The sequence below is a fragment of the Allobosea sp. GW823-FHT01F03 genome, assembly GCF_058798075.1.
Window position 1 is genome coordinate 297,908 of the sequence record NZ_CM179505.1, and the last position, 23,642, is coordinate 321,549.

Genomic DNA, 23,642 nt, shown 5'->3' on the forward strand with positions numbered 1-23,642 from the left:
GGAGGCTCGGGAAGTATCTGGAGTATCCTTCGGGACGGCCCTGCGGGCCTCCTCAGGATGAGGTCGCTCTCAGTTCAATCCCTTCAGCCGGTAGAGCGCTTCCAGCGCCTCGCGTGGCGTCATCTCGTCCAGATCGAGCCCGGCGAGCGCCTCCCTGAGCAGATCGGGACCGGCAGCGACCGCAGGCGCGGGCGGCGGGCTGCGCAATTGCGCGGCGAAAAGCGGGAGGTCGTCGACCAGCGCCGCGACCGGCTTCTCGCGCTCGCTCTTCTCGAGCTCGCCGAGGATGGCACGGGCGCGCTCGACCACGGCCGGCGGCAGGCCGGCGAGCTTGGCGACCTGAATGCCGTAGGAACGATCGGCCGCGCCGGGCACGACCTCGTGCAGGAAGACGACCTCGCCATTCCATTCGGTGACGCGCACGGTTGCGTTGACAACCCGGTCGAGCCGTTCCGCCAGCGCGGTCAGCTCGTGATAATGCGTCGCGAACAGGGCCCGGCAGCGATTGGCCTCGTGCAGATGCTCGATCGCCGCCCAGGCGATCGAGAGTCCGTCGAAGGTCGCGGTGCCGCGCCCGATCTCGTCGAGGATGACCAGCGCCCGCGGTCCGGCCTGGTTCAGGATCGCCGCGGTCTCGACCATCTCGACCATGAAAGTCGAACGCCCCCGGGCAAGGTCGTCGGCGGCGCCGACGCGCGAGAACAGCCGGTCGACCACGCCGATATGGGCGCTACCGGCCGGCACGTAGGAACCCATCTGCGCCAGCACGGCGATCAGTGCGTTCTGACGCAGGAAGGTCGACTTACCGGCCATGTTCGGGCCGGTGATCAGGCAGATGCGGCCGTCCCGGCTTTTGCCGGCTGCCGAAAGCTCGCTGTCATTGGCGACGAAGGGCTGGCCCTCGCGCTTCAGCGCCGCCTCGACCACGGGATGGCGGCCCGCCTTGATCGCGAAGGCCGCCCCCTCGTCGACGAGCGGCCGGGTCCAACCGCCATCGACCGCGAGCTCCGCCAGCGCGGCGGCGACGTCGATCGCGGCCAGCGCCAGCGCCGCCGCCTTGATCGGCTCGGCCTGACCCAGCACCGCCGCGGTCAGATCGGCGAAGATCGACAATTCCAGCTTCAGCGCCCGGTCGGCGGCCGAGGCGATCTTGGCCTCGAGCTCGCCGAGCTCGACCGAGGAGAAGCGCATCGCGTCCGACATGGTCTGGCGGTGCACGAAGACGGCGCGCCAGGGCTCCCTCAGGAAGTCCTCGCCGACGGCCTGCGGCACCTCGACGAAGTAGCCGAGCATGGAATTATGCTTGATGCGCAGCGTCCGGCAGCCGGTCTCGGCGGCGTAGCGGGCCTGGAGCTGGGCGATCACCTTGCGCGAATCGACCTGCAGCAGCCGCAATTCGTCGAGCGCCCCGTCGAAGCCCTCGCGCACGAAACGGCCATCGCGCTTCAGCAGCGGCAGCTCCTCGGCGAGCGTCGCCGAAAGACGGGCGCCGAGATCGGGATCGGTGCGGCCGAGCGCCAATGCCGCCTCGCGCAGTTCCGGCGGGATCTCGCCATGGCGCAACAAGGCGGCAGCGATGGCGCGGGCCGCTTCCAGCCCGGCGCCGAGCGCGGCGAGATCACGCGGTCCGCCGCGGTCGAGCGCCAGGCGCGACAGGGCGCGGGCGATGTCGGGGACCCGCGCGAGATCGCGGCGCAGATCCTCGCGCAGCCCGGGGGCCTCGACGAGGGCGGCGACGGCATCGTGCCGGCCCGCGATTTCCAGGGGATCGGTGAGCGGCCCGGCGAGGCGCTCGGCCAGGAGCCGGCTACCACCCGGTGTCTGCGTCCGGTCGATGGTGGCGAGCAGGCTGCCGGCGCGCTCGCCGGACAAGGTACGCATCAGTTCGAGATTGGCCCGGGTCGCGGCGTCGATCAGCATGGTCGCGCTCTCGCCCTCGCGCCGCGGCGGCGAGAGCGGCGGGCGGGCGCCGAACTGGGTGCGCTCGACATAGGCGAGCGCAGCGGCGGCGGCGGCAATCTCGGCGCGGCTGAAGGCGCCGAAGGCATCGAGCGTGGCGACGCCGAAGAACTCCTTCAGCCGCCTTTCTCCGGAGGCCGGATCGAGGCCCTCGCGCGCCAGCGGCGTCACGGCGGCCGGCACGTCACGCCAGATCTCCTTCAGCTCGGGATCCTCATGGATCGCATCCGGGCAGACGATCTCGCGCGGATCGAGACGCGCCAGCTCGACGGGCAGGCCACGCGCATCGGTCTCCAGCACGCTGAAACGGCCGGTCGAGATATCGACGGCGGCGATGCCATAGGCGTAGCCGACATCGCTGAGCCGGCGCCGCGCCACGGCGACGAGCAGGCTGGCGCGACCGGGTTCGAGCAGCCGCTCCTCGGTGATGGTGCCGGGCGTGACGAGCCGGACGACATCGCGCTTCACCACCGATTTGGCGCCGCGTTTCTTGGCCTCGGCCGGATCCTCGGTCTGCTCGCAGACCGCGACGCGGTGACCGGCCGCGATCAGGCGCTGGAGATAGTCGTCGGCCCGGTCGACCGGGACGCCGCACATGGCGATGTCCTCGCCAAGATGCTTGCCGCGCTTGGTCAGCACGATGCCGAGCGTGCGCGAGGCGATCTCGGCGTCCGCGAAGAACAATTCGTAGAAATCGCCCATCCGGTAGAACAGCAGGCTGTCCGGATTGGCGGTCTTGATCTCGATGTACTGCGCCATCATCGGCGTGACGCGGCCGGGATCGGCGCTCGCGGCAGCGGCAGGGGGTGTCTTGGTGTCGCGGGGAGAGGTGCTGTGCATCGCGCCGGCACGCTAGCAAATCGTGGCGGCAAGGCCATCCGTTAGGGAGACTTTCAACAATTGAAAGCAGGCTGACCACGCCATTTTCCGGCCGAAGGCCCCCATGTCGCTGCTGATCAACCTCGTCGAGAGCCTTTCCTTCCTGCTGCTCGCCGCGCTGGTGGTGACCGTCGTCGCGCCTTGGCTCGACCAGCGGCCGATCCTGCGCCAGGTCGCCATCGGCGCCCTGCTCGCCGCGGCCGCGCTGTGCAGCATGACCTTTCCCTTCGTCATGGAAGCCGGCCTGGTCGTCGACTCCCGCAACACGCTCGCCATCCTCGCCGGACCGATCGGCGGGCCGATAGCGGCCGTGCTGACGGCGCTGCCGCTCGCGGCGCTGCGCTACAGCCAGGGCGGGGTCGGCATGGCGACCGGCCTCGCCGGCATCGTCCTCAATGCCCTGGCGGGCGTCGCCTATGCCGCCTGGCTGGCGCGCCAGCGCCGCCCCTTCCGGCTGGGGGACTTCGTCGTGCTCAGCCTGATCGGCGCGGTCTGCCTCTTGCTCTCCGTGCTGTTCATGCCGAGCTGGACTGTGGCCGAACGCTTCCTGCGCGATGCCGTGCCGACGATCATCCTGGTCAACGCGGTCGGCACGGTGCTGGTCGGGCTCGTCGTCCATAACGACCGCGAACGCCGCGATACCGCCTATCGGCTGCGCTCGCTGATGCAGCGGGCGCCGGGCACGCTCTACCAGCGCATCGCTCATCCCGACGGCTCGCTGAGCTATCATTTCGCCTCCTTCGCGATCGACCGGCTGCTGGGGATCACCAAGGAGGAGGTCGAGCGCGATCCGGAAACCTGGCTCGGCAAGATGTTGCCCGAGGACCGGGCGCGCTTCGAAGCGGCGCGCGCGGCCCCGCAGAGCTACGGCGATTTCTGGCGCTTCGAGGCGCGCTATGCCGGCGTCGACGGCGTCGTCTGGCTGCGCAGCGAAGCGACATGCCGCCGTCTCGCCGACGGCACGGTGATCTGGGACGGCATCCTGCTCGACATCACCCCCGAGAAGACGCTGGAGACCCGGCGCGACGAGATCGAGACCTTGCGCCGCTCGGCGCTCGAGGAGCTCGCGGGCAATCTCGAGGTCACGGTCGGCAAGGCCTTGCGTCAGGTCGGTGAATCGGCCCGCGACATGCACGAGGCGGCACAGCAGATGGCGGCGAATGCCGACCAGACGACCCAGCGGGCGGTCGACGTCACCCAGCAGGCGCAGCTCGCCTCGCACCGCGTCGGCAGCGTGGCGCTGGCGGCCGAGGAGATCGACGCCTCGATCCGCGAGCTGACCCGGCAGACCGGGCTGGCGGCGGAAAAGGCGCAGTTGGCGGCGAGCCATGTCCGCTCGACCCGGCGGGACGTCAACGGCCTCGCCTTGGCCACCGATCAGGTCGGCGCGGTGCTCGCCTTCATCGAGGACATCGCGGCGCGCACCAATCTCCTGGCACTGAACGCGACCATCGAGGCGGCGCGGGCCGGCGCCGCCGGGCGCGGGTTCGCGGTGGTCGCCGGCGAGGTCAAGAACCTCGCCGAGCAGACCCAGAAGGCGACCCGCGACATCGCGGCGACGCTGGAGGAGATCCGCGCCGCCGCCGCGACCGCGGCCGAGGCGGTCGGGCAGATCGAGGAGACGATGGGCACGATCGAGACGACCTCGGGCGCGATCGCCCGCGTCGTCAACATGCAAGGGACGATCGCCTCCGGCATCGCCGCCGACGCTCTGGCCGTCGCCGGCTCGACGACGACGGTGACCGGCAACGTCGCGGCGCTCGGCGACGAGGCGCGCTCGACTGGCGAAACCGCCTCGCGGGTGGTCGAGGCGGCCGGGCGCGTCAGCGAACAGGCGGTCGAGCTCGACCGCTATGTCGTCGACTTCGTCGCGCGCGTCCGCGGCCGGCTCTGAAGGCGACGCGCCGACATCGCACCTGCGAAGCGCGTGCCGCAGTGCGATCTTCTCCACGCCGGCAAGAGTAACGCGCCGCAATCGCGCCTTGTGGAGCGCAGGCGCACTGCCCTATGGTCGTTTCCCCTCGAGGAAACGCTCATAAAGAACGACGGCATGAACGATCGCCCGCCAATCAAACGCACCCGCCCGACCTTCACCGACCAGGAAGCATTGCTGTTCCACTCGCAAGGCAGGCCGGGCAAGCTCGAAATCGTTCCGACCAAGCCGATGGCGACCCAGCGCGATCTGTCGCTGGCCTATTCGCCGGGCGTCGCCGTGCCGGTCCTGGCGATCGCGGAAGATCCGTCCAGGGCCTATGACTACACGACACGCTCCAACCTGGTGGCAGTGATCACCAACGGCACCGCGATCCTCGGCCTCGGCAATCTCGGCGCCCTCGCCTCCAAGCCGGTGATGGAGGGCAAATCGGTCCTGTTCAAGCGCTTCGCCGACGTCGATTCGATCGATCTCGAGGTCGATACCGAGGACGCCGACAAGTTCATCGACGCGGTGCGCTATCTCGGCCCCTCCTTCGGCGGCATCAATCTCGAGGACATCAAGGCGCCGGAATGCTTCATCATCGAGCAGCGCCTGCGCGAGCTGATGGACATTCCGGTCTTCCATGACGACCAGCACGGCACCGCGATCATCGCCGCCGCCGGCCTGATCAATGCGCTCGACCTGACCGGGCGCGACATCCAGACGACCAGGCTCGTCATCAACGGCGCCGGCGCCGCCGCCATCGCCTGCATCGAACTGCTCAAGGCGATGGGCTTCAAGCCCGAGAACGTCATCCTCTGCGATACCAAGGGCGTGATCTATCAGGGTCGCACCGAGGGCATGAACCAGTGGAAATCGGCTCATGCCGCCGTCACCGACCGGCGCACCCTCACGGAAGCGATGAAGGGTGCGGACGCCTTCTTCGGCCTGTCGCAGAAGGGTTCGGTGACGCCCGAGATGGTCGCATCGATGGCGGACAACCCGATCATCTTCGCCATGGCCAACCCGGATCCCGAGATCACGCCGGAGGAGGTCGCGGCGGTGCGCGACGACGCGATCATGGCGACCGGCCGCTCGGACTATCCGAACCAGGTCAACAATGTGCTGGGCTTCCCCTTCATCTTCCGCGGCGCGCTCGATGTGCGCGCCACGACGATCAACATGGAGATGAAGATCGCCGCCGCCGAGGCGCTGGCGATGCTGGCCCGCGAGGACGTGCCCGACGAGGTCGCCGCCGCCTATCAGGGCGCCCGCCCGCGCTATGGCAAGGAATACATCATCCCGGTCCCGTTCGACCCGCGCCTGATCCATGTCGTGCCGATGGCCGTCGCCAAGGCGGCGATGGAATCCGGCGTCGCCGGCAAGCCGATCATCGACACCGCCGACTACAAGGCGCAGCTCTCGGCGAGGCGCGACCCGGTCGCCGGCACGCTCAACCGCATCACCGAGCGCGTCCGCCGCTATCCGAAGCGGGTCGTCTTCGCCGAAGGCGAGGAGGAGCAGGTGATCCGCGCCGCCGCCTCCTTCGTCAACCAGGGTCTCGGCCACGCCATCCTGATCGGCCGCGAGGATCGGATCACCGCGACCGCGACCTTCCTCGGCGTCGACCTCGCCGCCAAGGGCATCGAGGTCCAGAACGCCCGGCTTTCGCATCGCAACAGCGCCTATGCGCAATATCTCTATGAGCGCCTGCAACGGCAGGGCTATCTGTTCCGCGACTGCCAGCGCCTGATCAACCAGGACCGCAATCATTTCGCGGCCGCCATGGTGGCGCTGGGCGATGCCGATGCGATGGTGACCGGCGTCACCCGCAATTATTCGATCGCGCTCGAGGAGGTTCGCCGCGTCATCGACGAGAAGCCGGGCCATCGCGTCATCGGCGTCTCCGTGGTGGTCGCGCGCGGGCGCACCGTGCTCGTCGCCGATACGGCGATCCACGAAATGCCGACGGCTCGCGAGCTCTCCGAGATCGCCATCGAAGCGGCCGGCGTGGCGCGGCGCCTCGGCTACGAGCCGAAGGTCGCGATGCTCGCCTTCTCCTCCTTCGGCCACCCGCCGGGCGAGCGCTCGGCGAAGGTGCGCGAGGCGGTCGCGATCCTCGACAATCAGCGCGTCGACTTCGAGTATGACGGCGAGATGGCCGCCGATGTCGCGCTGAACCGCGATCTGATGGCGCAGTATCCGTTCTGCCGCCTGACCGGCCCGGCCAACGTCCTGGTCATGCCGGCATTCCACTCGGCCTCGATCTCGACCAAGATGCTGCAGGAGCTCGGCGGCTCGACCGTGATCGGCCCGCTGATCGTCGGCCTCGACAAGCCGGTGCAGATCGTGCCGCTCGGCGCCAAGGATTCCGACATCGTCAACATGGCGGCATTGGCGGCGTTCAACATCGGCGGGTGAGAAACCACGCCTGTCATTCCGGGGCGGGCCGAAGGCCCGAGCCCGGAATCCATGAACACGACCATGTAAAAAGGGCGGCCAAGGTGCCGCCCTTTTTCTGTATTTTCAGCGGATACAGGTTCCAGGCTCGTGGCTTCGCCGCGCCCCGGAAAGACGGCGAGCGTCAGTTCGTCCTGGGACCGAGATCGCGCGGGGCGGCGTTGACCGTGACGATCTGGCCGTTGCGCAGCTCGAGCACGGCGAGACCGCGCTCGTTCTGGCCATCGGCCCGGAAGCGGAAGACGCCGTCGGCACCGGCGAAGCCGGACGGATTGGTCAGCACGGATTCGGAAAAGCGCTGGCTTCCTTGCGTGCGGGCGAGCGCCGCCGCGAGCGAGACCGCGTCATAGGCGAGCGTCGCGGTGCGGGTCGGCGAGCTGTTAAAGCGCTTCTGGTAGCGGCCGGCGAAGGCGTTGAAGCCAGCCATATCGGGCGAGGCGAACCAGCCGCCCTGAATGGCGGGGATGCGGGCGACGGCGGCATCGTTCCAGACGCCGGTGCCGAGCGGCTTGATCTTGGCCGGATCGTAGCCGGCCTGCTGCAGGATCAGGCCGAGCTGCGGCATGGCGTTGGCATCGCCCGGCACGAACAGCGCATCGGCCTGCTGCAGGGCCGGCGCCAGCCGGCCGGCGGAGGCGCGCATGCTGTTGGCATCGGCGCCGAAGCGCTCGATCACGACGGCGCGCGCGCCGCGATCGGCCACCGCCTGCTGGAAGGCGGCCTCGACGACCTTGCCATAAGCGGTGTCCGGCACCATCGCGGCGAAGGATTTGCGGCCCTGCGAGGCCGCATAGGCGATCACCCGGTTGACGTCGTTCTCGGGCGGGAAGGACAGCAGATAGACGCCGCGCGTGGCGACATTGCTGTCGCTGGAGAAGGCGATCACCGGCTTGCCGGCGCCGCGGGCCACCTGCGCCACGGCCTGGACCGAGGGGGCGAAGAGCGGGCCGATGATCAGTTCGGCGCCTTCGCGCAGCGCCGCCTGGGCGGCGGCCTGGGCTCCGTCGGGCGTGCCGCGATCATCCTTGAGCAGCAAGGTCAGGTCGGCGCCGGGGAATTCGGCCAGCGCCATCTCGGCGGCGTTCTTCAAGGAGTTGCCGACGGTCGCGCCTGCGCCTTCCGCGGTCAGCGGCAGGATCAGCCCGACCTTGACCGAGCCGGTCCCGAGTGTCGGGCCGGTGGGAGCCGCGGGAGCCCCGCCGGCTGCACCGTCGAAGCCGGGCAAACCGGAGGTGCCGCCGCTGCAGGCGGTGAGCAGGAGCGAGGCGCCGCTGGCCAGAATCAGCCGCCGCGAGACGCCGACGAGGGGCGCCTGATCTGGAGTTCCAACTGGGCGCGACACGGGTTTTGTCTCCACTGCTGGGCGGGGCGCATCGTCACGACGGCGCCCGGCGGTGCGTATCCCCCCGGATAATGGGAGAATACCTGCCAGCCAGGGATGGTATTTTCAAGCTGTTAACTATGAGTTGCCATCGGCGCGATGGTATACGGACGGCGCCTGTGGCAGTTTCGCCGCCATGTCAGCACCTTCTCCCGCCGCGCCGCCCCCGGGCCGCGCCAAAGATGCCTCGCCGAGCTACACCGCCTTCGGACTGCGGGCCGAGGCCGAGCCGCTGGCGCCCGGCCTGCACATCGTCGCGACACCGATCGGCAACCTCAAGGACATCTCCTTTCGCGCGCTGGCCACGCTCGCCGCCGCCGATGCGGTGCTGGCCGAGGACACACGCACCTCGAAGACGCTGCTGGCGCATTACGGCATCGCGACGCCGCTCCTGCCCTATCATGAGCACAATGCCGCGCAGATGCGCCCGAAAATTCTCGAGAAGCTGCGCCAGGGCGGCAAGCTCGCGCTGATCTCGGATGCCGGCACGCCCTTGGTCTCCGACCCCGGCTACAAGCTCGTCGCCGAGCTGGTGGCGGAGGGCCTGCCGGTCACCGGCATCCCCGGCCCCTCCGCCGTATTGGCGGCGCTGGTGCTCGCCGGCCTGCCGACCGACCGGTTCTTCTTCGAGGGCTTCCTGCCGCCGAAGAGCGCGGCACGCAAAGCCCGGCTGACCGAGCTTTCCACCATTCCCGGCACGCTGGTCTTCTTCGAATCGCCGCGCCGGCTCGCCGAGATGCTGGGCGACGCGGCGATGGTGCTCGGCGAACGGCCGGGCGCGGTCGCGCGCGAGCTGACCAAATATTACGAGAATGTCCGCCGCGGCGCGCTGTCCGAGCTCGCCGCCCATTATGGCGAGTCCGAGGAGGCACGCGGCGAGATCGTGGTGATCATCGGCCCGCCGGACGCCGCGGCGCTCGCCCCGAGCGGCGCCACGCTCGACGAGGCGCTGCGGGCGGCGCTCGAAACGCTCTCGCTGAAGGAAGCCGTGGCGCAGGTCACCGCCGCCAGCGGCCAGCCGCGGCGCCTGGTCTATGCCCGTGCCCTCGAGCTGACGCGGACGCCGTGAGCGAGGCGGCCCGCAGCCGTCGTGCCCGCCGCTCCGGTCTTTCCGGGCGCCGCGGCGAATGGCTCGCCGTGCTCTATCTCGGCGCCAAGGGCTATCGCCTGCTGGAACGGCGCTTCGGCGGCAAGGGCGGCGAGATAGACCTAATCATGGCGCGCGGCAGGAGCATCGCCTTCGTCGAGGTCAAGCGCCGCGCGACGCTCGACGAAGCCGCGGGCACGATCACCGCCGACAAAAGGCGCCTGATCGAGGCGCGCATCCGGCAATGGATGGCCCGCAATCCCTGGGCGATGCAACGCCATTTGCGGGCCGATGCGGTCTTCCTGGCGCCCTGGCGCCTGCCGCGCCATGTCCCCGCCGTCTTCGAGCTCACGCTCTGACGCAGAGCTCCCCTCTTGCGCAGCCGCGCCGGCAGGACCGATAAAGCGCTCCCCAACCGGAGCGCCGCCATGCCGTTGAATGTCGCCATCCAGATGGACCCGATCGAAAAGGTCCGCATCGCCGGCGACACCGGCTTCTCGCTGATGCTGGAGGCGCAGGCGCGCGGCCACAAGCTCTTCACCTACACCCCGGACAAACTCACCCTGCGCGACGGCAAGGTCACCGCCGTGATCAACCCGGTCGAGGTCCGCGATGTCGAGGGCGACCACTACACGCTGGGCGAGCCCGAGCGCACCGACCTTTCGACGCTCGACGTGGTGCTGCTGCGCCAGGACCCGCCCTTCGACATGGCCTATGTCTCCTCGACGCATATGCTCGAGCGCATCCATCCGAAGACGCTGGTGGTCAACGACCCCGCCGAGGTCCGCAACGCGCCCGAAAAACTGTTCGTCACGCATTTCCCGGAGCTGATGCCGCCGACCCTGATCACCCGCGACAAGGCCGAGATCGAGGCCTTCCGCGAGGAGTTCGGCGAGATCGTGATGAAGCCGCTCTACGGCCATGGCGGCGCGACCGTGTTCAAGACCGGCAAGGGCGACCCGAATTTCGGCTCGCTCTGCGACCTCTTCGCCAATCTCTTCCGCGAGCCCTGGGTGGTCCAGGCCTTCCTGAAGGAAGTCACCGCGGGCGACAAGCGCATCATCCTGATCGACGGCAAGGCCGCCGGCGCGGTCAACCGCGTGCCGGCCGAGGGCGATCTGCGCGCCAATATGGTACGTGGCGGCGCCGCCCGGCCGACCGACCTGTCCAAGCGCGAGCTCGAGATCTGCGAACGCATCGGCCCGGCGCTCAGGGAACGCGGCCTGCTGCTGGTCGGCATCGACGTGATCGGCGGCAAGCTGACGGAGATCAACGTCACCGCCCCGACCGGTGTGCGCGCCATCAAGAAGCTCGGCGGGCCGGATCTGGCGGCGCAGCTCTTCGACGTGATCGAGGCCAAGCGGGCGGCGCTCTGAGCGCCCCGGCTCATCCCGTGGCGGCGACAGCCGTCCCGCTCAGCGGGTTCTCCGGATCCCAGCGATAGCGCATCGTCTCGAAGCGCATCGCCATCGCATCGACGAGCAGCAGCTTGCCGACCAGCGGCTCGCCGAAGCCGGCGACCGCCCGGAGCACCTCGAGCGCCATCAGCGAACCCATGACGCCGGGCAGCGCACCGAGAATGCCGGCCTCGGCGCAAGGCGCGACGGTGCCTGCCGGCGGCTCCTGCGGGAAGAGGCAGCGATAGGTCGGGTTGGGCGTGCCGTCCGGCGCCTTCTCATGCGCCCGGATCGTGGTCAGCGAGCCGTCGAAGCGCCCGAGCGCCGCCATGACCAGCGGCTTGCCCTCGTGGAAGCAGGCATCGGAGACCGCATAGCGCGTGGCGAAACTATCCGAGCCTTCGGCAACGACATCATAGAAAGCGACGAGCGCACGGGCATTGTGCGGATCGATCCGCGTGACATATTCCTCGATCTGGACATGCGGGTTCAGCCGCTTGACGAAGCCGGCCGCCGCCACCGCCTTGCGGGCGCCGATATCCTCGGTCCCGAAGATGATCTGTCGCTGCAGGTTCGACAGCGAGACATGGTCGTCGTCGACGATGCCGATGGTTCCGACGCCGGCCGCGGCGAGATAGGCGAGCAGCGGCGCACCGAGCCCGCCGGCGCCGATCACCAGCACCCGCGCCCGCTTCAGCCGGGCCTGGCCGGGGCCGCCGATCTCCGGCAGCACCAGATGGCGGGCATAGCGCTCGATCTCGACGTCGCTCAGCATCATGCCCTCAGGATTAGGCCGATCGCGCCCGCGCAGCAATCGGGTGCCTGGACGGCGGAGCCGGGAATCGGGTGCCATACCGTGACAGGAAGCGGGTGTCTGCGCCGGCCCGCCGCCTGCGATCACCGCGCCGCAGTTTCCTGCGGCACGAAAGGCAATGACATGACGGTTCTCAGCAACAAGGTCGCGCTCGTCACCGGGGCGAGCTCCGGGATCGGGCGCGCCGCCGCCCGCCTGTTCGCCAGCGAGGGCGCAAGGGTGGTGGCGACGGCACGGCGCCAGGACGAACTCGACACGCTCACGGCCGAGATCGCCGCGTCAGGCGGCGAGGCGCTCGCCATTGCCGGCGACATCCGCGACGAAGCGCTGGCGCAGCGCCTGGTCGAGGCGGCGACCGAGCGCTTCGGCGGGCTCGACATCGCCTTCAACAATGCCGGGGTGGTCGGCGAGCTGGCGCCGGTGGCGGAGATCTCGTCCGCGGCCTGGCGCGAGCTGATCGAGACCAACCTGACCAGCGCCTTCCTCGGCGCGAAATACCAGGTGCCGGCGTTGCAGGCGCGCGGCGGCGGCTCGCTGATCTTCACCTCGAGCTTCGTCGGCTACACGGCCGGGCTCTCCGGCGCATCCGCCTATGCCGCGAGCAAGGCCGGACAGATCGGGCTGGTCAAGGCGCTCGCCGCCGAACTCGGGAGCCAGCGCATCAGGGTCAACGCGCTGCTGCCGGGCGGCACCGACACGCCGGCGAGCTTCACCAACGCGCCCGATGCCGGGCCGCAGGTGCTGGACTTCGTCGAGGGACTGCACGCCCTGAAGCGCATGGCGCGGCCGGAGGAGATCGCGCGGGCCGCGCTTTTCCTGGCCTCGGACGCATCGAGTTTCGTCACCGGCACGGCCTTCCTCGCCGATGGCGGGGTCTCGATCCAGCGCGGCTGACGGAACCCGGACGCGCTTGCGAAACGCCGGGCGGCTTACCTCTCGCGCAGCCGCTTGGCCCTTTTAAAAAGCCGTGCCATCGTGACGCATAGAGGGGCAGCGGAACTGCTCCATGCGTGACAGGGGAACGGTTGCATGCGCCAGACATCCCTCGCTTTGGCGCTGGTCGGCGCCGCCCTTTCGGCGCTCGCCGCCACCGCCCAGACCGCGATCAAACCGGCCGTCGTCTATGACAAGGGCGGGAAATTCGACAAATCCTTCAATGAGGGCGTCTTCATCGGCGCCGAGAAGTTCAAGACCGACACCGGCGTCGAGTTCCGCGATTTCGAGCCGACCAACGATGCCCAGATCGAGCAGGCGCTGCGCCGCTTCGCGCGCGACGGCCATTCGCCGATCATCGCGGTCGGTTTCTCGCAGGCGACCGCGCTGCAGAAGGTCGCGTCCGAGTTCCCGGACCTGAAGTTCACCATCATCGACATGGTGGTCGAATTGCCGAACGTGCAGTCGGTCGTGTTCAAGGAGCATGAGGGCTCCTATCTCGTCGGCCTGCTCGCCGGCCTCGCCTCGAAGACCGGCAAGGTCGGCTTCGTCGGCGGCATGGACATCCCGCTGATCCGCAAATTCGCCTGCGGCTATGTCCAGGGCGTCAAGGCGGCGAAGAAGGAGGCCGAGATCTTCCAGAACATGACCGGCTCGACCCCGGCCGCCTGGAACGACCCGGTCAAGGGCGGCGAACTCGCCAAATCGCAGATCGACCGCGGCGCCGACGTGGTCTACCACGCCGCCGGCGGCACCGGCATCGGCGTGCTGCGCGCCGCGGCGGACGCCGGCAAGCTCGGCATCGGCGTCGATTCGAACCAGAACATGCTGCATCCCGGCAAGGTGCTGACCTCGATGCTGAAGCGCGTCGACGTCGCCGCCTACAACTCCTTCAAGGCGGCGCGCGAGGGCAGCTGGAAGCCGGGCGTCTCGGTGCTCGGGCTGAAGGAGGACGGTGTGGGCTGGGCGCTCGACGACAACAACAAGGCGCTGATCACCCCGGAGATGAAGGCTGCCGCCGACAAGGCGAGGGCCGACATCATCGCCGGCGCGGTCAAGGTCCACGACTACATGTCCGACTCCAAGTGCACGATGTGACCGCTCACACCGTCGCAGCGGCGCGATGAAGATCACCATCCACGGCTCGGGCGACGCGTTCGGCTCCGGCGGCCGCTTCAACACCTGCCTCCAGATCGAGGCCGGCGACGAGAAGCTGCTGCTCGATTGCGGCTCGTCCAGCATGGTCGCACTGAACAAGGCCAGGGTCGCGCGCAGCGGCCTCTCGACCCTGCTGTTCACGCATTTCCACGGCGACCATTTCGGCGGCCTGCCCGCCTTCCTGCTCGATGCGCAGTTCATCTCGCGCCGCCGCGAACCCCTGACCATCGCCGGCCCGATCGGCATCGAACACCGTACCCGGCATGCGCTCGAAGCCGATTTTCCCGGCGCCTCGAGCAATCGCTGGCGTTTTCCGATCAGCTTCGTCGAGATCGCCCCGGAGGCGCCGGCGGAGCTTGCCGGCATCGCGGTCGAGGCCTTCCCGATGGTGCATGACGAGCGCGCCGGCCCCTGCCAGGGCTACCGGCTGAGGCAAGGCGGCAAGAGCTTCGCCTATTCCGGCGACACCGCCTGGACGGACGCACTGATCCCGCTCGCCGCCGGCGCCGACGCGCTTCTGGTCGAGTGCTACACTTACGACCGGGTGCTGGCCAACCATCTCGATTACCGGTCGCTCGCGGCACACCGTGACGATCTCGACACGCCGCGCATCATCCTGACCCATATGGGGCCGGACATGCTGGCCCATGGCGAGGCCCTGCCCGAGACGCGCGCGCATGACGGCATGGTGCTCTGCCTATGACCGGCACCGCGCCTGCCGCGATCGAACTGTTCAGCATCTCGAAATCCTTCGGCCCGGTCGCCGCCAACCGGAACGTCTCGCTCACGGTCGCCGCCGGCTCGGTCCACGGTATCGTCGGCGAGAACGGCGCCGGAAAATCCACGCTGATGTCGATCCTCTACGGCTTCTACGAGGCCGATTCCGGCGAGATCCGGGTGGGCGGCGAGAAGCGCACGATCAGCTCCCCGGCCGAGGCGATCGCCGCCGGCATCGGCATGGTCCACCAGCATTTCATGCTGGTCGAGCCGCTTTCGGTGGTCGAGAACGTGGTGCTCGGCGCCGAGGGCGGGACCTGGCTGAAGCGCGGCATCGCCAAAGCGCGGGCCGAGCTGGCCAGGCTTTCGGCGCAATACGGTCTCGCCATCGACCCGGACGCGACGGTCGGCTCGCTCTCGGTCGGACTGCAGCAGCGCGTCGAGATCCTGAAGGCGCTCTATCGCGGCGCCGAAGTGCTGATCCTCGACGAGCCGACCGCGGTGCTGACCCCGGCCGAGGCCGACCAGCTCTTCGAACTGCTGAGGGCGCTCAAGGCGCAGGGCAAGACGGTGATCCTGATCACCCACAAGCTGCGCGAGATCATGGCGGTGACCGACCGGGTCTCGGTGATGCGGCGCGGCGAGATGGTCGCCCATGTCGAGACGATCAGCACCTCGCCGGCCGCGCTCGCCGAGGCGATGGTCGGCCGGCGCGTGCTGCTGCGGGTCGAGAAGACGCCGCGCCAGCGCGGTGCGCCGGTGCTGGAGGCGGCCGGGCTCAGCGTGGTCGATGCGCGCGGGCATGAGACGCTGCGCGAGGCCAGCCTCACCCTGCACGAAGGCGAGATCGTCGGCATCGCCGGCGTCGCCGGCAACGGCCAGAGCGAATTGCTCGAAGTGCTCGCCGGGCTCGTCCAGCCGACGCGCGGGGTGATCCGCCTCGACGGCCGGATCCTCACAACCGCCGACCGCAATCCCGCCAATCTGCGCCGGCTCGGGCTGATGCATATCCCGGAGGATCGGCAGAAGACCGGCCTCGTCACCGCCTTCGCCGCGGCCGAGAACATGATACTCGGCTATCACGACGATCCGGCCTTCGGCCCGGGCCCGCTGCTCGCACCTTCGGCAATCCGCTGCCATGCGCTCGCCGGCATGCAGGCCTATGACGTCCGCCCCGCCGACCCCACCCTGAAGACGGCGAAATTCTCCGGCGGCAACCAGCAGAAGCTCGTGCTCGCCCGCGAGATCGAACGGGCGCCGAAAGTGCTGCTGGTCGGGCAGCCGACGCGCGGCGTCGATATCGGCGCAATCGAGTTCATTCATCGCCGGCTGATCGCGCTCCGCGATGCCGGAGTCGCGATCCTGCTGGTCTCGGTCGAGCTCGAGGAGGTGATGGCGCTGTCCGATCGGATCCTCGCTCTCTGCGGCGGGAGGATCACCGGCGAGCGCGCCGCCGAGGAGGCCGACGAGCGCGATCTCGGCCTGCTGATGGCCGGCGTCAGCGAGCGCGCGGCATGAGCGCCACACCGATCGAGCTGCCGCGCTGGGCCGATACCGCGCTGGTGCCGCTGGTCTCGGTCGTCGCCGCGCTGCTGGTCGCCGGGCTCGTCGTGCTCGGCATCGGCGAAAGCCCGCTAGAGGCGACCGCACTCCTGCTGAAAGGCTCGCTCGGCAGCCTCGAAGGGCTGGGCTTCACGCTCTATTACGCCACCAATTTCGTCTTCACCGGGCTTGCCGTCGCCGTCGCCTTCCATGCCGGGCTGTTCAATATCGGCGGCGAGGGCCAGGCGACGGTCGCCGGCATCTTCGCGGCCTTGACTTGCCTCTGGCTCGCGCCTTTGCCCGGCATCCTGCTGGTGCCGCTCGCCATCCTCGCCGCGGCCGCGGGCGGCGCGATCTGGGCCTTTATCCCTGGCTATCTTCAGGCGGTGCGCGGCAGCCATGTCGTGATCACCACGATCATGTTCAACTTCATCGCCGCGACGCTGATCGTCTACCTGCTGGTCGAGGTGATCGGGAAGCCGGGCTCGATGCAGCCCGAGACCGCCGATTTCGCCAAGCATGCGACGCTGACGCCGATGCACCAGCTCCTGGCGCCGCTCGGCCTGAAGCTGCCGAAGACGCCCTTGAACAGCGCCTTCCTGCTGGCGCTCGCCGCCCTCGTCGCGGTCTGGCTGCTGATCTACCGCTCCCGCCTCGGCTATGCGATCCGCACCGTCGGCGCCAATCCGCGCGCCGCCGCCTATGCCGGCATCTCGCCGGCCAGGATCACCATGGTGGCGATGGCGCTTTCGGGCGCGCTCGCCGGCGGGCTCGCGGTCAACGAGGTGATGGGCGTGCAGCACCGGCTGGTGCTCGATTTCACCGCCGGCTACGGCTTCGTCGGCATCGCGGTGGCGCTGATGGGGCGCGGCCACCCGGTCGGCGTCGGGCTCGCGGCATTGCTCTTCGGGGCGCTCTACCAGGGCGGCGCCGAACTCTCCTTCGACAAGCCGACCATCACCCGCGACATGGTGGTGGTGATCGGCGGCGTCGTGATCCTGTTCGCGGGGGCGCTGGAGGGGCTGTTCCGGCGACTGGTCGCGGGCACGCTACGGCTCGGGCGCGGGGGCTAGGCGATGGAGCTCGTCCAGACCCTCGCCGTCATCCTCGATTCGACGATCAGGCTCTCGGTGCCGCTGCTCTGCGCCGCCATGGCCGGGCTCTGGTCGGAGCGGGCGGGCGTCGTCGATATCGGGCTCGAAGGCAAGATGCTGATCGCCGCCTTCGCCTCGGCGGTGATCGCCTACAAGACCGGCTCGGCCTGGGCGGGGCTTTGCGCCGGCATCGCCGCCTCGGTCGCGCTCTCGCTGGTCCACGGCTTCGCCGCGATCACCTGGCGCGGCAACCAGATCGTCTCCGGCGTCGCCATCAACATGCTGGCAGCGGGACTGACCGTGATCCTCGGCAATGCCTGGTTCGGCCAGGGCGGACGAACGCCGCCGCTCGAAGGCGCGGCCCGCTTCGGCGAGATCGAATTGCCGCTGGTCGAGACGCTGAAATCGATCCCCATCCTCGGACCGCTCTATGACATCGCCGTCTCCGGCCATGCCGCCCCGGTCTATCTCGCCTTGCTCTGCGTCGTGCTGACGGCGCTGGTGCTGAAGCACACCCGCTTCGGCCTGCGCCTGCGCGCCGTCGGCGAGAACCCGGCAGCGGTCGACACGGCCGGCGTCTCGGTCGCCGGGCTGCGCTATGCCGCCGTGATCATCTGCGGCGCGCTCTGCGGGCTCGGCGGCACCTATCTCGCGGTCTCGCAATCGGCCGGCTTCCTGCCGCAGATGACCGCCGGCAAGGGCTTCATCGCGCTCGCCGCGGTGATCTTCGCCAATTGGCGGCCCTGGCCGGCGCTCTTCGCCTGCCTGCTCTTCGGCCTGCTCGACGCGATCGCGATCCGCCTCCAGGGCGTTGCATTACCCGGCATCGGCCAGGTACCGGTGCAGGCGATCCAGGCCCTGCCCTATGTGATGACGGTGGTGCTCCTCGCCGGCTTCATCGGCAAGGCGGTGCCGCCCAAGGCCTCCGGCCTGCCCTATGTCAAGGAACGCTGAAGCCGCCATGGGCCCTGCCACGACCGAAATCGACGCCCTCTTCGCCGCCGCGACCGCCGCGCAGGCCCGCGCCTATGCGCCCTATTCGCGCTTCCGGGTCGGCGCGGCGATCCTCGCCGATGACGGGGCGGTCTATCCCGGCTGCAATGTCGAGAACGCCGCCTATCCGGTCGGCGCCTGCGCCGAGGCCGGGGCGATCTCGGCGATGGTCGCAGGCGGCTCCCGCGCGATCCGGGCCATCCTGGTCGTCGGCCCGGGCGAGGAACTGGTGACGCCCTGCGGCGCCTGCCGCCAGCGCATCCGCGAATTCGCGGCGCCGGAGACGCCGGTGCTGATCGCCGGGACAGACGGGGTGCGCGCGCGCTTTTCGCTCGCCGAGCTGTTGCCAGCCTCGTTCGGACCGGCCAATTTGCCGACGTGATTTGCGGCGCCCGAGAGCCGCCTGAGACGGCGCGCGCGACGCGCCGATGGAGCGTACAACATGGCGGCGGATCCGCTTTTCGACCAAGCGGCATCGGTCCTGATCGACCGTGGCATCGATGGCGGCATCGACTGCGCGATCGTCCTCGGCACCGGGCTCGGGCGCATCGTCGACGACATGACCGATACGGTCTCGATTCCGTTCGCGGAGGTTCCCGGCTTTCCTCAGGGCGCGGTCTCCGGCCATGCCAGGCAAGTCAGCTATGGCCTGCTCCACGGCAAGAAGGTGCTGGTTTTCGAGGGTCGGGCGCATTTCTACGAGACCGGCGACCCGGCGATCATGCGCGTACCGCTCGGCATGCTCGCCGCCTTCGGCTCGCCGCCCTTGGTGCTGACCAATGCCGCCGGCTCGCTGCGGCCGGATCTGCGGCCGGGCAGCCTGGCGCTGATCACCGACCACATCAATCTCAACGGTCCGAACCCGCTGGTCGGCGATACCGGCGACGGCCGTTTCGTGCCGATGGTCGACGCCTATGACCCGCATCTGCGCGCCCGGCTGAAGAAGGCCGCCGCGACCAGCGGCGCCAATATGGGCGAGGGCGTCTATATGTGGTTCAGCGGGCCGAGCTTCGAGACGCCGGCCGAGATCAGGATGGCGAAGCTGCTCGGCGCCGACCTCGTCGGCATGTCGACCGTGCCGGAGGTGATCCTGGCCCGGCGCCACGGACTGCGCGTCGCCGGCATCTCCATCGTCACCAACATGGCCGCCGGCATGCTCGGCGGCGCACCGAGCCATGGCGAGACCCGCGACGTCGCCGCCGCCGCGACCACCGGCCTGCGCCGCGTGCTGCGGTCCTTCCTGACGGATCTCTGACGTGACTAGTGACGCCGAACTCGCGCTGCGCGCCCTCAGGCTGCTCGACCTGACCGATCTCTCGGAGCGGGCGACGGAGACCGGCGCGCTGCAGCTCTGCGCCCGCGCGGTGGCGGCGCCCGGCCCGGTGGCGGCGGTCTGCCTGTGGCCGCAATTCGTCGAGACGGCGCGCCGGGCGCTGCGCGATCAGCCCGTCAGGATCGCGACCGTGATCAATTTTCCGGCCGGCGGCAGCAATTGCAGCCTGATCGAGAACGATCTCTCCGAAGCACTCGCCGACGGCGCCGACGAGATCGACCTCGTCCTGCCCTGGCGCGCCTTCCTCGCCGGCGATCTCGCCAGCGCCCGCGACATGGTCATCGAGGCCAGGGCGCGCTGCGGCGACAAGACCCTGAAGGTGATCCTCGAAACCGGCGAGTACCCCGACCAGGGCGCCGTGCGCGCCGCTTCCGAGCTCGCCATCGCCGCCGGCGCCGACTTCATCAAGACCTCGACCGGCAAAACCGCGATCTCGGCGACGCCAGATGCGGCGCGGACCATGCTGGAGGCGATCAAGGCATCGGGCCGGCCGGTCGGGCTGAAGCCCTCGGGCGGACTGCGGACGCTCGCCGATGCGCGGAGCTATCTCGATCTCGCCGACGAGGTGATGGGGCCGGGCTGGGCGACGCCGAGAACCTTCCGCTTCGGCGCCAGCGGACTCTATGGCGTGATCGCCGACATCATCGCCGGCACCGTCGCGGGCGAACGCAGCGACGGAGCCTATTGATGCGCCTGCCCCAGGAAATCATCACCGCCAAGCGCGACGGCCAAAAGCTCGCCGCCGCCGACATCCGCCAGATGGTCGCCGGTCTCACCAATGGCGGCATCAGCGAGGGCCAGGCGGCGGCCTTCGCCATGGCGATCTTCTTCAGCGGCATGGATGCCGAGGAACGCGTCGCGATGACGCTGGCGATGCGCGATTCCGGCACGGTGCTCGACTGGAGCGACCTGCCGGGCCCGGCGCTCGACAAACATTCGACCGGCGGCGTCGGCGACACGGTCAGCCTGCCGCTGGCGGCGGCGGTCGCGGCCTGCGGCGGCCATGTGCCGATGATCTCCGGGCGCGGCCTCGGCCATACCGGCGGCACGCTCGACAAGCTCGACGCCGTGCCGGGCTATGTCACCCAGCCCGGGCTCGCACTCTTCCGCAAGGTGGTGCGCGAGGTCGGCTGCGCCATCATCGGCCAGACCGCCGATCTCGCCCCGGCCGACCGGCGCCTCTACGCCATCCGCGACGTCACCGGCACGGTCGAGACCATCCCGTTGCTCACCTCCTCGATCCTGTCGAAGAAGCTCGCCGCCGGGCTGCACGGGCTCGCAATGGACGTGAAGTTCGGCTCCGGCGCCTTCCTGCCGCCGCTGGAGAAGGCGCGCGAGCTCGCCGCGGCACTGGTCAGCGTCGCCAATGGCGCAGGCCTGCCGACCACGGCGCTTTTGACCGACATGGACGAGCCGCTCGCCTCCGCCGCCGGCAACGGGGTCGAGGTCGCCTATGCGCTCGATCATCTCACCGGGCGCCGGCGCGAGCCGCGCTTCCATGAAGTGACGGTGGCGCTCGGCGCGCAGATGCTGCTGCTCGGCAAGCTCGCAAGCTCGCTCGATGACGCGACGGCGAAGATCGAGGCCGCCTTCGCCAGCGGCGCGGCGGCCGAGCGTTTCGCGCGCATGGTCGTGGCGCTGGGCGGCCCGGCCGATCTGCTGGAGCGGCCACAGGCGCATCTCGCCGCGGCGCCGCTGGTCCGGCCGGTTCTGCCGGAACGCGGCGGCATCGTCACGAAGATCGACACGCGCGCCGTCGGGCTCGCCGTGGTCGCGCTCGGCGGCGGCCGGACTCGGCCGCAGGATGCGATCGACCATGCCGTCGGCATCATCGAACTCGCCGGCATCGGCGATACGGTCGGCCCCGACCATCCACTCGGCATCGTCCATGCGCGCGACGAGGCCGGCTTCTCGGCGGCGCAGGCACGACTGCGCGCCGCCTACCGGCTCGGCAACGGCCCGGTCGCGCGCGGCCCCTTGATCATTCCCGTTATGGAGGCATCCCAGCCATGAGCCTGTTGGTGGCAATGACCGTCTGGCATGTCGAGGATTGGCGCGCGCGTTTCGCCGCCCTGCTGCCGGAGCTGCCGGTGGTGACGCTCGGCGAGCCCTTCGACCGGCGCGCCGTGCACTATGTCGCGAGCTGGAAGCACCCTGAGGGCAGCCTCGCCGGCCTGCCCAATCTCGCGGCGATCTTCTCGCTCGGCGCCGGCGTCGACCATCTCTTCGCCGATTCCCGGCTGCCGCAGGTGCCGATCGCACGGGTCGTCGACCCCGATCTGACGACGCGGATGAGCGAATATGTCGTGCTGCACTGCCTGTCGCAATTGCGCCAGCTGCCGCGCTACATGGCCCAGCAGCGCGCCGGCATCTGGGAGGATGACCGCAACCAGCCGGCGGCACGCGACGTCCGCGTCGGCGTAATGGGGCTGGGCGAGCTCGGGCTCGATGCGGTCGCCAAGCTGCGCGTCATCGGCTTCGACGTCGCCGGCTGGAGCCGCTCGCCCAAGGCGATCGAAGGCGTGCCAACCTATTCCGGCGAAGCCGGCATGGCCGAATTCCTGGCGCGCACCGATATCCTGGTCTGCCTCGTGCCGCTGACGCCCGATACGCGCGGCATGCTGAACCGCGCTCTGTTCGCCGGACTGGCGCGCAATGGGCGCCTCGGCGGGCCGGTGCTGATCAATGCCGGGCGCGGCGGGCTCCAGGTCGAGGCCGACATCCTCGCCGCGCTCGCCGCGGGCGAACTCAAGGCGGCGGTGCTCGACGTGTTCGAGACCGAGCCGCTGCCGCAGGATTCGCCGCTCTGGACCCATCCTGCGGTGACGGTGACCCCGCATAATGCGGCGATGTCGGCGCCGGAGACGGTCGCGACCCAGATCGCGGCGCAGATCAGGCGGCTCGAGGCGGGCGAAGCGCTCGAGCACATCGTCGACCCCGCGCGGGGGTACTGAAGGGTCGTCTTCCGGGGTTTCGCAAAGCGAAGCGCCCGGAACCCATGGCCACGCCCCAGCCAGGGACGGGCTGGGTCGGCGCCGATCAGGGATAGCTCGTGTTCATGGGTTCCGGGCCCAGGCCTTCGGCCTGCCCCGGAATGACAAGCGGATTAGCCTCAGCCCAGCCGCTTGATCGCGGTGATCGGTCCGCCATTGCGAGCGAGGATGCGATCGCGCGCCGGGCGCAGCGGCTCGCGGATCACGCTCATCGAAAAGGCGGTGGCGTGCAGCAGGGTTTCAGGATCCGTCATGATCCCGACATGGCCCTTCCAGAAGACGAGATCGCCGCGCTGCAGATCGGCGAGGCCCTCGTCGAAGGCGACGGGCTCGCCGAGCCCCTTCTCCTGCATGTCGGAATCGCGCGGCACGGCGCGGCCGGCGGCCGCCAGCGCGAGCTGGACCAGCGCCGAGCAATCGAGGCCGAGGCTGGTCTTGCCGCCCCAGAGATAGGGCACTTCGAGGAAGCGTTCGGCGACGCCGACGAAATCCGGCTCGTGCACGTCGCGGGTGCAGAGATGCGGCTTGAAGACATGGCCGCCGCGTTCGGTGACGAAGAAGTCGCCGCTTTCGCCGGTGACGGCGAGCATGGCGCCGAGCGAGAGATCCGCCAGAGGCGGCATTTTGATCGACGGGCCGGGATAGACGAAGGTCCGCAGCGCCCGGACGCGATGCGTCGGCACCGCCGCATCGCCGGCGAGCGCCTCGTCCGGGAGGTAGCCGACATAGGAATCGCCAACGAGCTGGACCCAGGCCCAGCCCTCATGGCTCTCATAGACCCGCACCGCCTCGCCCGCCAGAGCCTCGGTATCGAGCGCGGCATCCGGACGCGGCTCACGCCGCAGCGGCGCGGAAGGCGCCACCACGCGCATCGGCACGGGGTCGGCGAAGGCCAGCGCCTCGACCCGGCCATCGAGATGGCGAGCGGCGAGATCGGGCCTTGCAGGGGTGAGACGGCGGTCGAGAATCTCTGTCATGGCACCAGTC

20 protein-coding genes are annotated in these 23,642 nt (G+C 69.6%); 16 read left to right on the plus strand and 4 right to left on the minus strand.

Annotation, left to right across the window (positions count from 1 at the left end; translation table 11 throughout):
- Positions 1-69: 69 nt before the first annotated feature.
- Entirely contained in the window at positions 70-2,799 is a 2,730-nt protein-coding gene (gene mutS, locus AC3RCC_RS01415; protein WP_492257367.1) for a DNA mismatch repair protein MutS, read from the minus strand.
- A gap of 103 nt (positions 2,800-2,902) precedes the next feature.
- On the opposite strand from mutS, the gene AC3RCC_RS01420 reads away from it, so the two are divergent.
- Together AC3RCC_RS01420 and AC3RCC_RS01425 are read left to right on the plus strand one after the other, a co-directional pair.
- Positions 2,903-4,732 (plus strand): methyl-accepting chemotaxis protein, encoded by a 1,830-nt coding sequence (locus AC3RCC_RS01420; RefSeq protein WP_492257368.1) that lies wholly within the window; start codon positions 2,903-2,905, stop codon positions 4,730-4,732.
- A gap of 156 nt (positions 4,733-4,888) precedes the next feature.
- Complete coding sequence (locus AC3RCC_RS01425) at positions 4,889-7,174, plus strand: NADP-dependent malic enzyme (protein WP_291639388.1); 2,286 nt, start codon at positions 4,889-4,891, stop codon at positions 7,172-7,174.
- 163 nt (positions 7,175-7,337) lie between these two features.
- On the opposite strand, the gene AC3RCC_RS01430 is transcribed toward AC3RCC_RS01425, so the two are convergent.
- Positions 7,338-8,555 carry a penicillin-binding protein activator gene (locus AC3RCC_RS01430; RefSeq protein ID WP_492257369.1) on the minus strand — a complete coding sequence of 406 codons (1,218 nt, stop codon included), beginning with the start codon at positions 8,553-8,555 and terminating at the stop codon, positions 7,338-7,340.
- A 175-nt stretch (positions 8,556-8,730) separates the two neighbouring features.
- Between AC3RCC_RS01430 and rsmI the strand changes: the two genes are divergently transcribed.
- The 3 genes from rsmI (at position 8,731) to gshB (ending at position 11,057) form a co-directional block, all read left to right on the plus strand.
- Positions 8,731-9,663, plus strand: coding sequence for a 16S rRNA (cytidine(1402)-2'-O)-methyltransferase (gene rsmI, locus AC3RCC_RS01435; RefSeq protein ID WP_492257370.1), 933 nt, complete (start codon positions 8,731-8,733; stop codon positions 9,661-9,663).
- The gene (locus AC3RCC_RS01440) at positions 9,660-10,040 is read left to right on the plus strand and encodes a YraN family protein (protein WP_492257371.1); all 381 of its coding nucleotides are present in this window, start codon (positions 9,660-9,662) and stop codon (positions 10,038-10,040) included. The genes rsmI and AC3RCC_RS01440 overlap by 4 nt, the downstream gene beginning before the upstream one ends.
- 69 nt (positions 10,041-10,109) lie before the next feature.
- The gene (gshB, locus tag AC3RCC_RS01445; RefSeq protein WP_291648067.1) at positions 10,110-11,057 is read left to right on the plus strand and encodes a glutathione synthase; all 948 of its coding nucleotides are present in this window, start codon (positions 10,110-10,112) and stop codon (positions 11,055-11,057) included.
- A 10-nt stretch (positions 11,058-11,067) separates the two neighbouring features.
- Here the strand turns inward: gshB and AC3RCC_RS01450 are convergent, their stop codons facing one another.
- Positions 11,068-11,856, minus strand: a complete 789-nt coding sequence (locus tag AC3RCC_RS01450; protein ID WP_492257372.1) for a HesA/MoeB/ThiF family protein — start codon at positions 11,854-11,856, stop codon at positions 11,068-11,070.
- A 159-nt stretch (positions 11,857-12,015) separates the two neighbouring features.
- On the opposite strand from AC3RCC_RS01450, the gene AC3RCC_RS01455 reads away from it, so the two are divergent.
- The 11 genes from AC3RCC_RS01455 to AC3RCC_RS01505 all read left to right on the plus strand — a co-directional run bounded on the left by AC3RCC_RS01455 (position 12,016) and on the right by AC3RCC_RS01505 (position 22,616).
- Positions 12,016-12,786, plus strand: a complete 771-nt coding sequence (locus tag AC3RCC_RS01455) for an SDR family oxidoreductase (protein ID WP_291639375.1) — start codon at positions 12,016-12,018, stop codon at positions 12,784-12,786.
- Between the two features lie 135 nt (positions 12,787-12,921).
- Positions 12,922-13,923 carry a BMP family lipoprotein gene (locus tag AC3RCC_RS01460; protein WP_492257373.1) on the plus strand — a complete coding sequence of 334 codons (1,002 nt, stop codon included), beginning with the start codon at positions 12,922-12,924 and terminating at the stop codon, positions 13,921-13,923.
- Between the two features lie 25 nt (positions 13,924-13,948).
- Positions 13,949-14,686, plus strand: coding sequence for an MBL fold metallo-hydrolase (locus AC3RCC_RS01465; protein ID WP_492257374.1), 738 nt, complete (start codon positions 13,949-13,951; stop codon positions 14,684-14,686).
- Positions 14,683-16,218, plus strand: coding sequence for an ABC transporter ATP-binding protein (locus AC3RCC_RS01470; protein WP_492257375.1), 1,536 nt, complete (start codon positions 14,683-14,685; stop codon positions 16,216-16,218). The genes AC3RCC_RS01465 and AC3RCC_RS01470 overlap by 4 nt, the downstream gene beginning before the upstream one ends.
- Entirely contained in the window at positions 16,215-17,315 is a 1,101-nt protein-coding gene (locus AC3RCC_RS01475; RefSeq protein ID WP_492257376.1) for an ABC transporter permease, read from the plus strand. Before AC3RCC_RS01470 ends, AC3RCC_RS01475 begins: the two co-directional genes overlap by 4 nt.
- A gap of 3 nt (positions 17,316-17,318) precedes the next feature.
- A complete protein-coding gene (locus tag AC3RCC_RS01480; protein WP_492257377.1) occupies positions 17,319-18,290 on the plus strand; it encodes an ABC transporter permease in 972 nt (323 codons plus the stop codon).
- A 7-nt stretch (positions 18,291-18,297) separates the two neighbouring features.
- Entirely contained in the window at positions 18,298-18,711 is a 414-nt protein-coding gene (locus AC3RCC_RS01485; RefSeq protein ID WP_492257378.1) for a cytidine deaminase, read from the plus strand.
- A 60-nt stretch (positions 18,712-18,771) separates the two neighbouring features.
- The gene (locus tag AC3RCC_RS01490; RefSeq protein ID WP_291648048.1) at positions 18,772-19,584 is read left to right on the plus strand and encodes a purine-nucleoside phosphorylase; all 813 of its coding nucleotides are present in this window, start codon (positions 18,772-18,774) and stop codon (positions 19,582-19,584) included.
- A 1-nt stretch (position 19,585) separates the two neighbouring features.
- Positions 19,586-20,350, plus strand: a complete 765-nt coding sequence (deoC, locus tag AC3RCC_RS01495) for a deoxyribose-phosphate aldolase (RefSeq protein WP_492257379.1) — start codon at positions 19,586-19,588, stop codon at positions 20,348-20,350.
- Complete coding sequence (deoA, locus tag AC3RCC_RS01500; protein ID WP_291640291.1) at positions 20,350-21,675, plus strand: thymidine phosphorylase; 1,326 nt, start codon at positions 20,350-20,352, stop codon at positions 21,673-21,675. Before deoC ends, deoA begins: the two co-directional genes overlap by 1 nt.
- Positions 21,672-22,616 (plus strand): 2-hydroxyacid dehydrogenase, encoded by a 945-nt coding sequence (locus AC3RCC_RS01505; protein ID WP_492257380.1) that lies wholly within the window; start codon positions 21,672-21,674, stop codon positions 22,614-22,616. The genes deoA and AC3RCC_RS01505 overlap by 4 nt, the downstream gene beginning before the upstream one ends.
- A gap of 158 nt (positions 22,617-22,774) precedes the next feature.
- Here the strand turns inward: AC3RCC_RS01505 and AC3RCC_RS01510 are convergent, their stop codons facing one another.
- Entirely contained in the window at positions 22,775-23,632 is an 858-nt protein-coding gene (locus AC3RCC_RS01510) for a C40 family peptidase (RefSeq protein ID WP_492257381.1), read from the minus strand.
- Between the last annotated feature and the right edge of the window lie 10 nt (positions 23,633-23,642).

Bases quoted from the DNA above. Each gene is read 5' to 3' on its own strand.
- rsmI (WP_492257370.1), top strand. From the start codon at position 8,731: ATGTCAGCACCTTCTCCCGCCGCGCCGCCCCCGGGCCGCGCCAAAGAT.
- deoA (WP_291640291.1), top strand. From the start codon at position 20,350: ATGCGCCTGCCCCAGGAAATCATCACCGCCAAGCGCGACGGCCAAAAG.
- mutS (WP_492257367.1), bottom strand. From the start codon at position 2,799: ATGCACAGCACCTCTCCCCGCGACACCAAGACACCCCCTGCCGCTGCC.
- AC3RCC_RS01470 (WP_492257375.1), top strand. From the start codon at position 14,683: ATGACCGGCACCGCGCCTGCCGCGATCGAACTGTTCAGCATCTCGAAA.
- AC3RCC_RS01460 (WP_492257373.1), top strand. From the start codon at position 12,922: ATGCGCCAGACATCCCTCGCTTTGGCGCTGGTCGGCGCCGCCCTTTCG.
- AC3RCC_RS01465 (WP_492257374.1), top strand. From the start codon at position 13,949: ATGAAGATCACCATCCACGGCTCGGGCGACGCGTTCGGCTCCGGCGGC.
- AC3RCC_RS01480 (WP_492257377.1), top strand. From the start codon at position 17,319: ATGGAGCTCGTCCAGACCCTCGCCGTCATCCTCGATTCGACGATCAGG.
- AC3RCC_RS01450 (WP_492257372.1), bottom strand. From the start codon at position 11,856: ATGATGCTGAGCGACGTCGAGATCGAGCGCTATGCCCGCCATCTGGTG.
- AC3RCC_RS01475 (WP_492257376.1), top strand. From the start codon at position 16,215: ATGAGCGCCACACCGATCGAGCTGCCGCGCTGGGCCGATACCGCGCTG.
- gshB (WP_291648067.1), top strand. From the start codon at position 10,110: ATGCCGTTGAATGTCGCCATCCAGATGGACCCGATCGAAAAGGTCCGC.
- AC3RCC_RS01425 (WP_291639388.1), top strand. From the start codon at position 4,889: ATGAACGATCGCCCGCCAATCAAACGCACCCGCCCGACCTTCACCGAC.
- AC3RCC_RS01490 (WP_291648048.1), top strand. From the start codon at position 18,772: ATGGCGGCGGATCCGCTTTTCGACCAAGCGGCATCGGTCCTGATCGAC.
- AC3RCC_RS01455 (WP_291639375.1), top strand. From the start codon at position 12,016: ATGACGGTTCTCAGCAACAAGGTCGCGCTCGTCACCGGGGCGAGCTCC.
- AC3RCC_RS01485 (WP_492257378.1), top strand. From the start codon at position 18,298: ATGGGCCCTGCCACGACCGAAATCGACGCCCTCTTCGCCGCCGCGACC.
- AC3RCC_RS01420 (WP_492257368.1), top strand. From the start codon at position 2,903: ATGTCGCTGCTGATCAACCTCGTCGAGAGCCTTTCCTTCCTGCTGCTC.
- AC3RCC_RS01510 (WP_492257381.1), bottom strand. From the start codon at position 23,632: ATGACAGAGATTCTCGACCGCCGTCTCACCCCTGCAAGGCCCGATCTC.
- AC3RCC_RS01505 (WP_492257380.1), top strand. From the start codon at position 21,672: ATGAGCCTGTTGGTGGCAATGACCGTCTGGCATGTCGAGGATTGGCGC.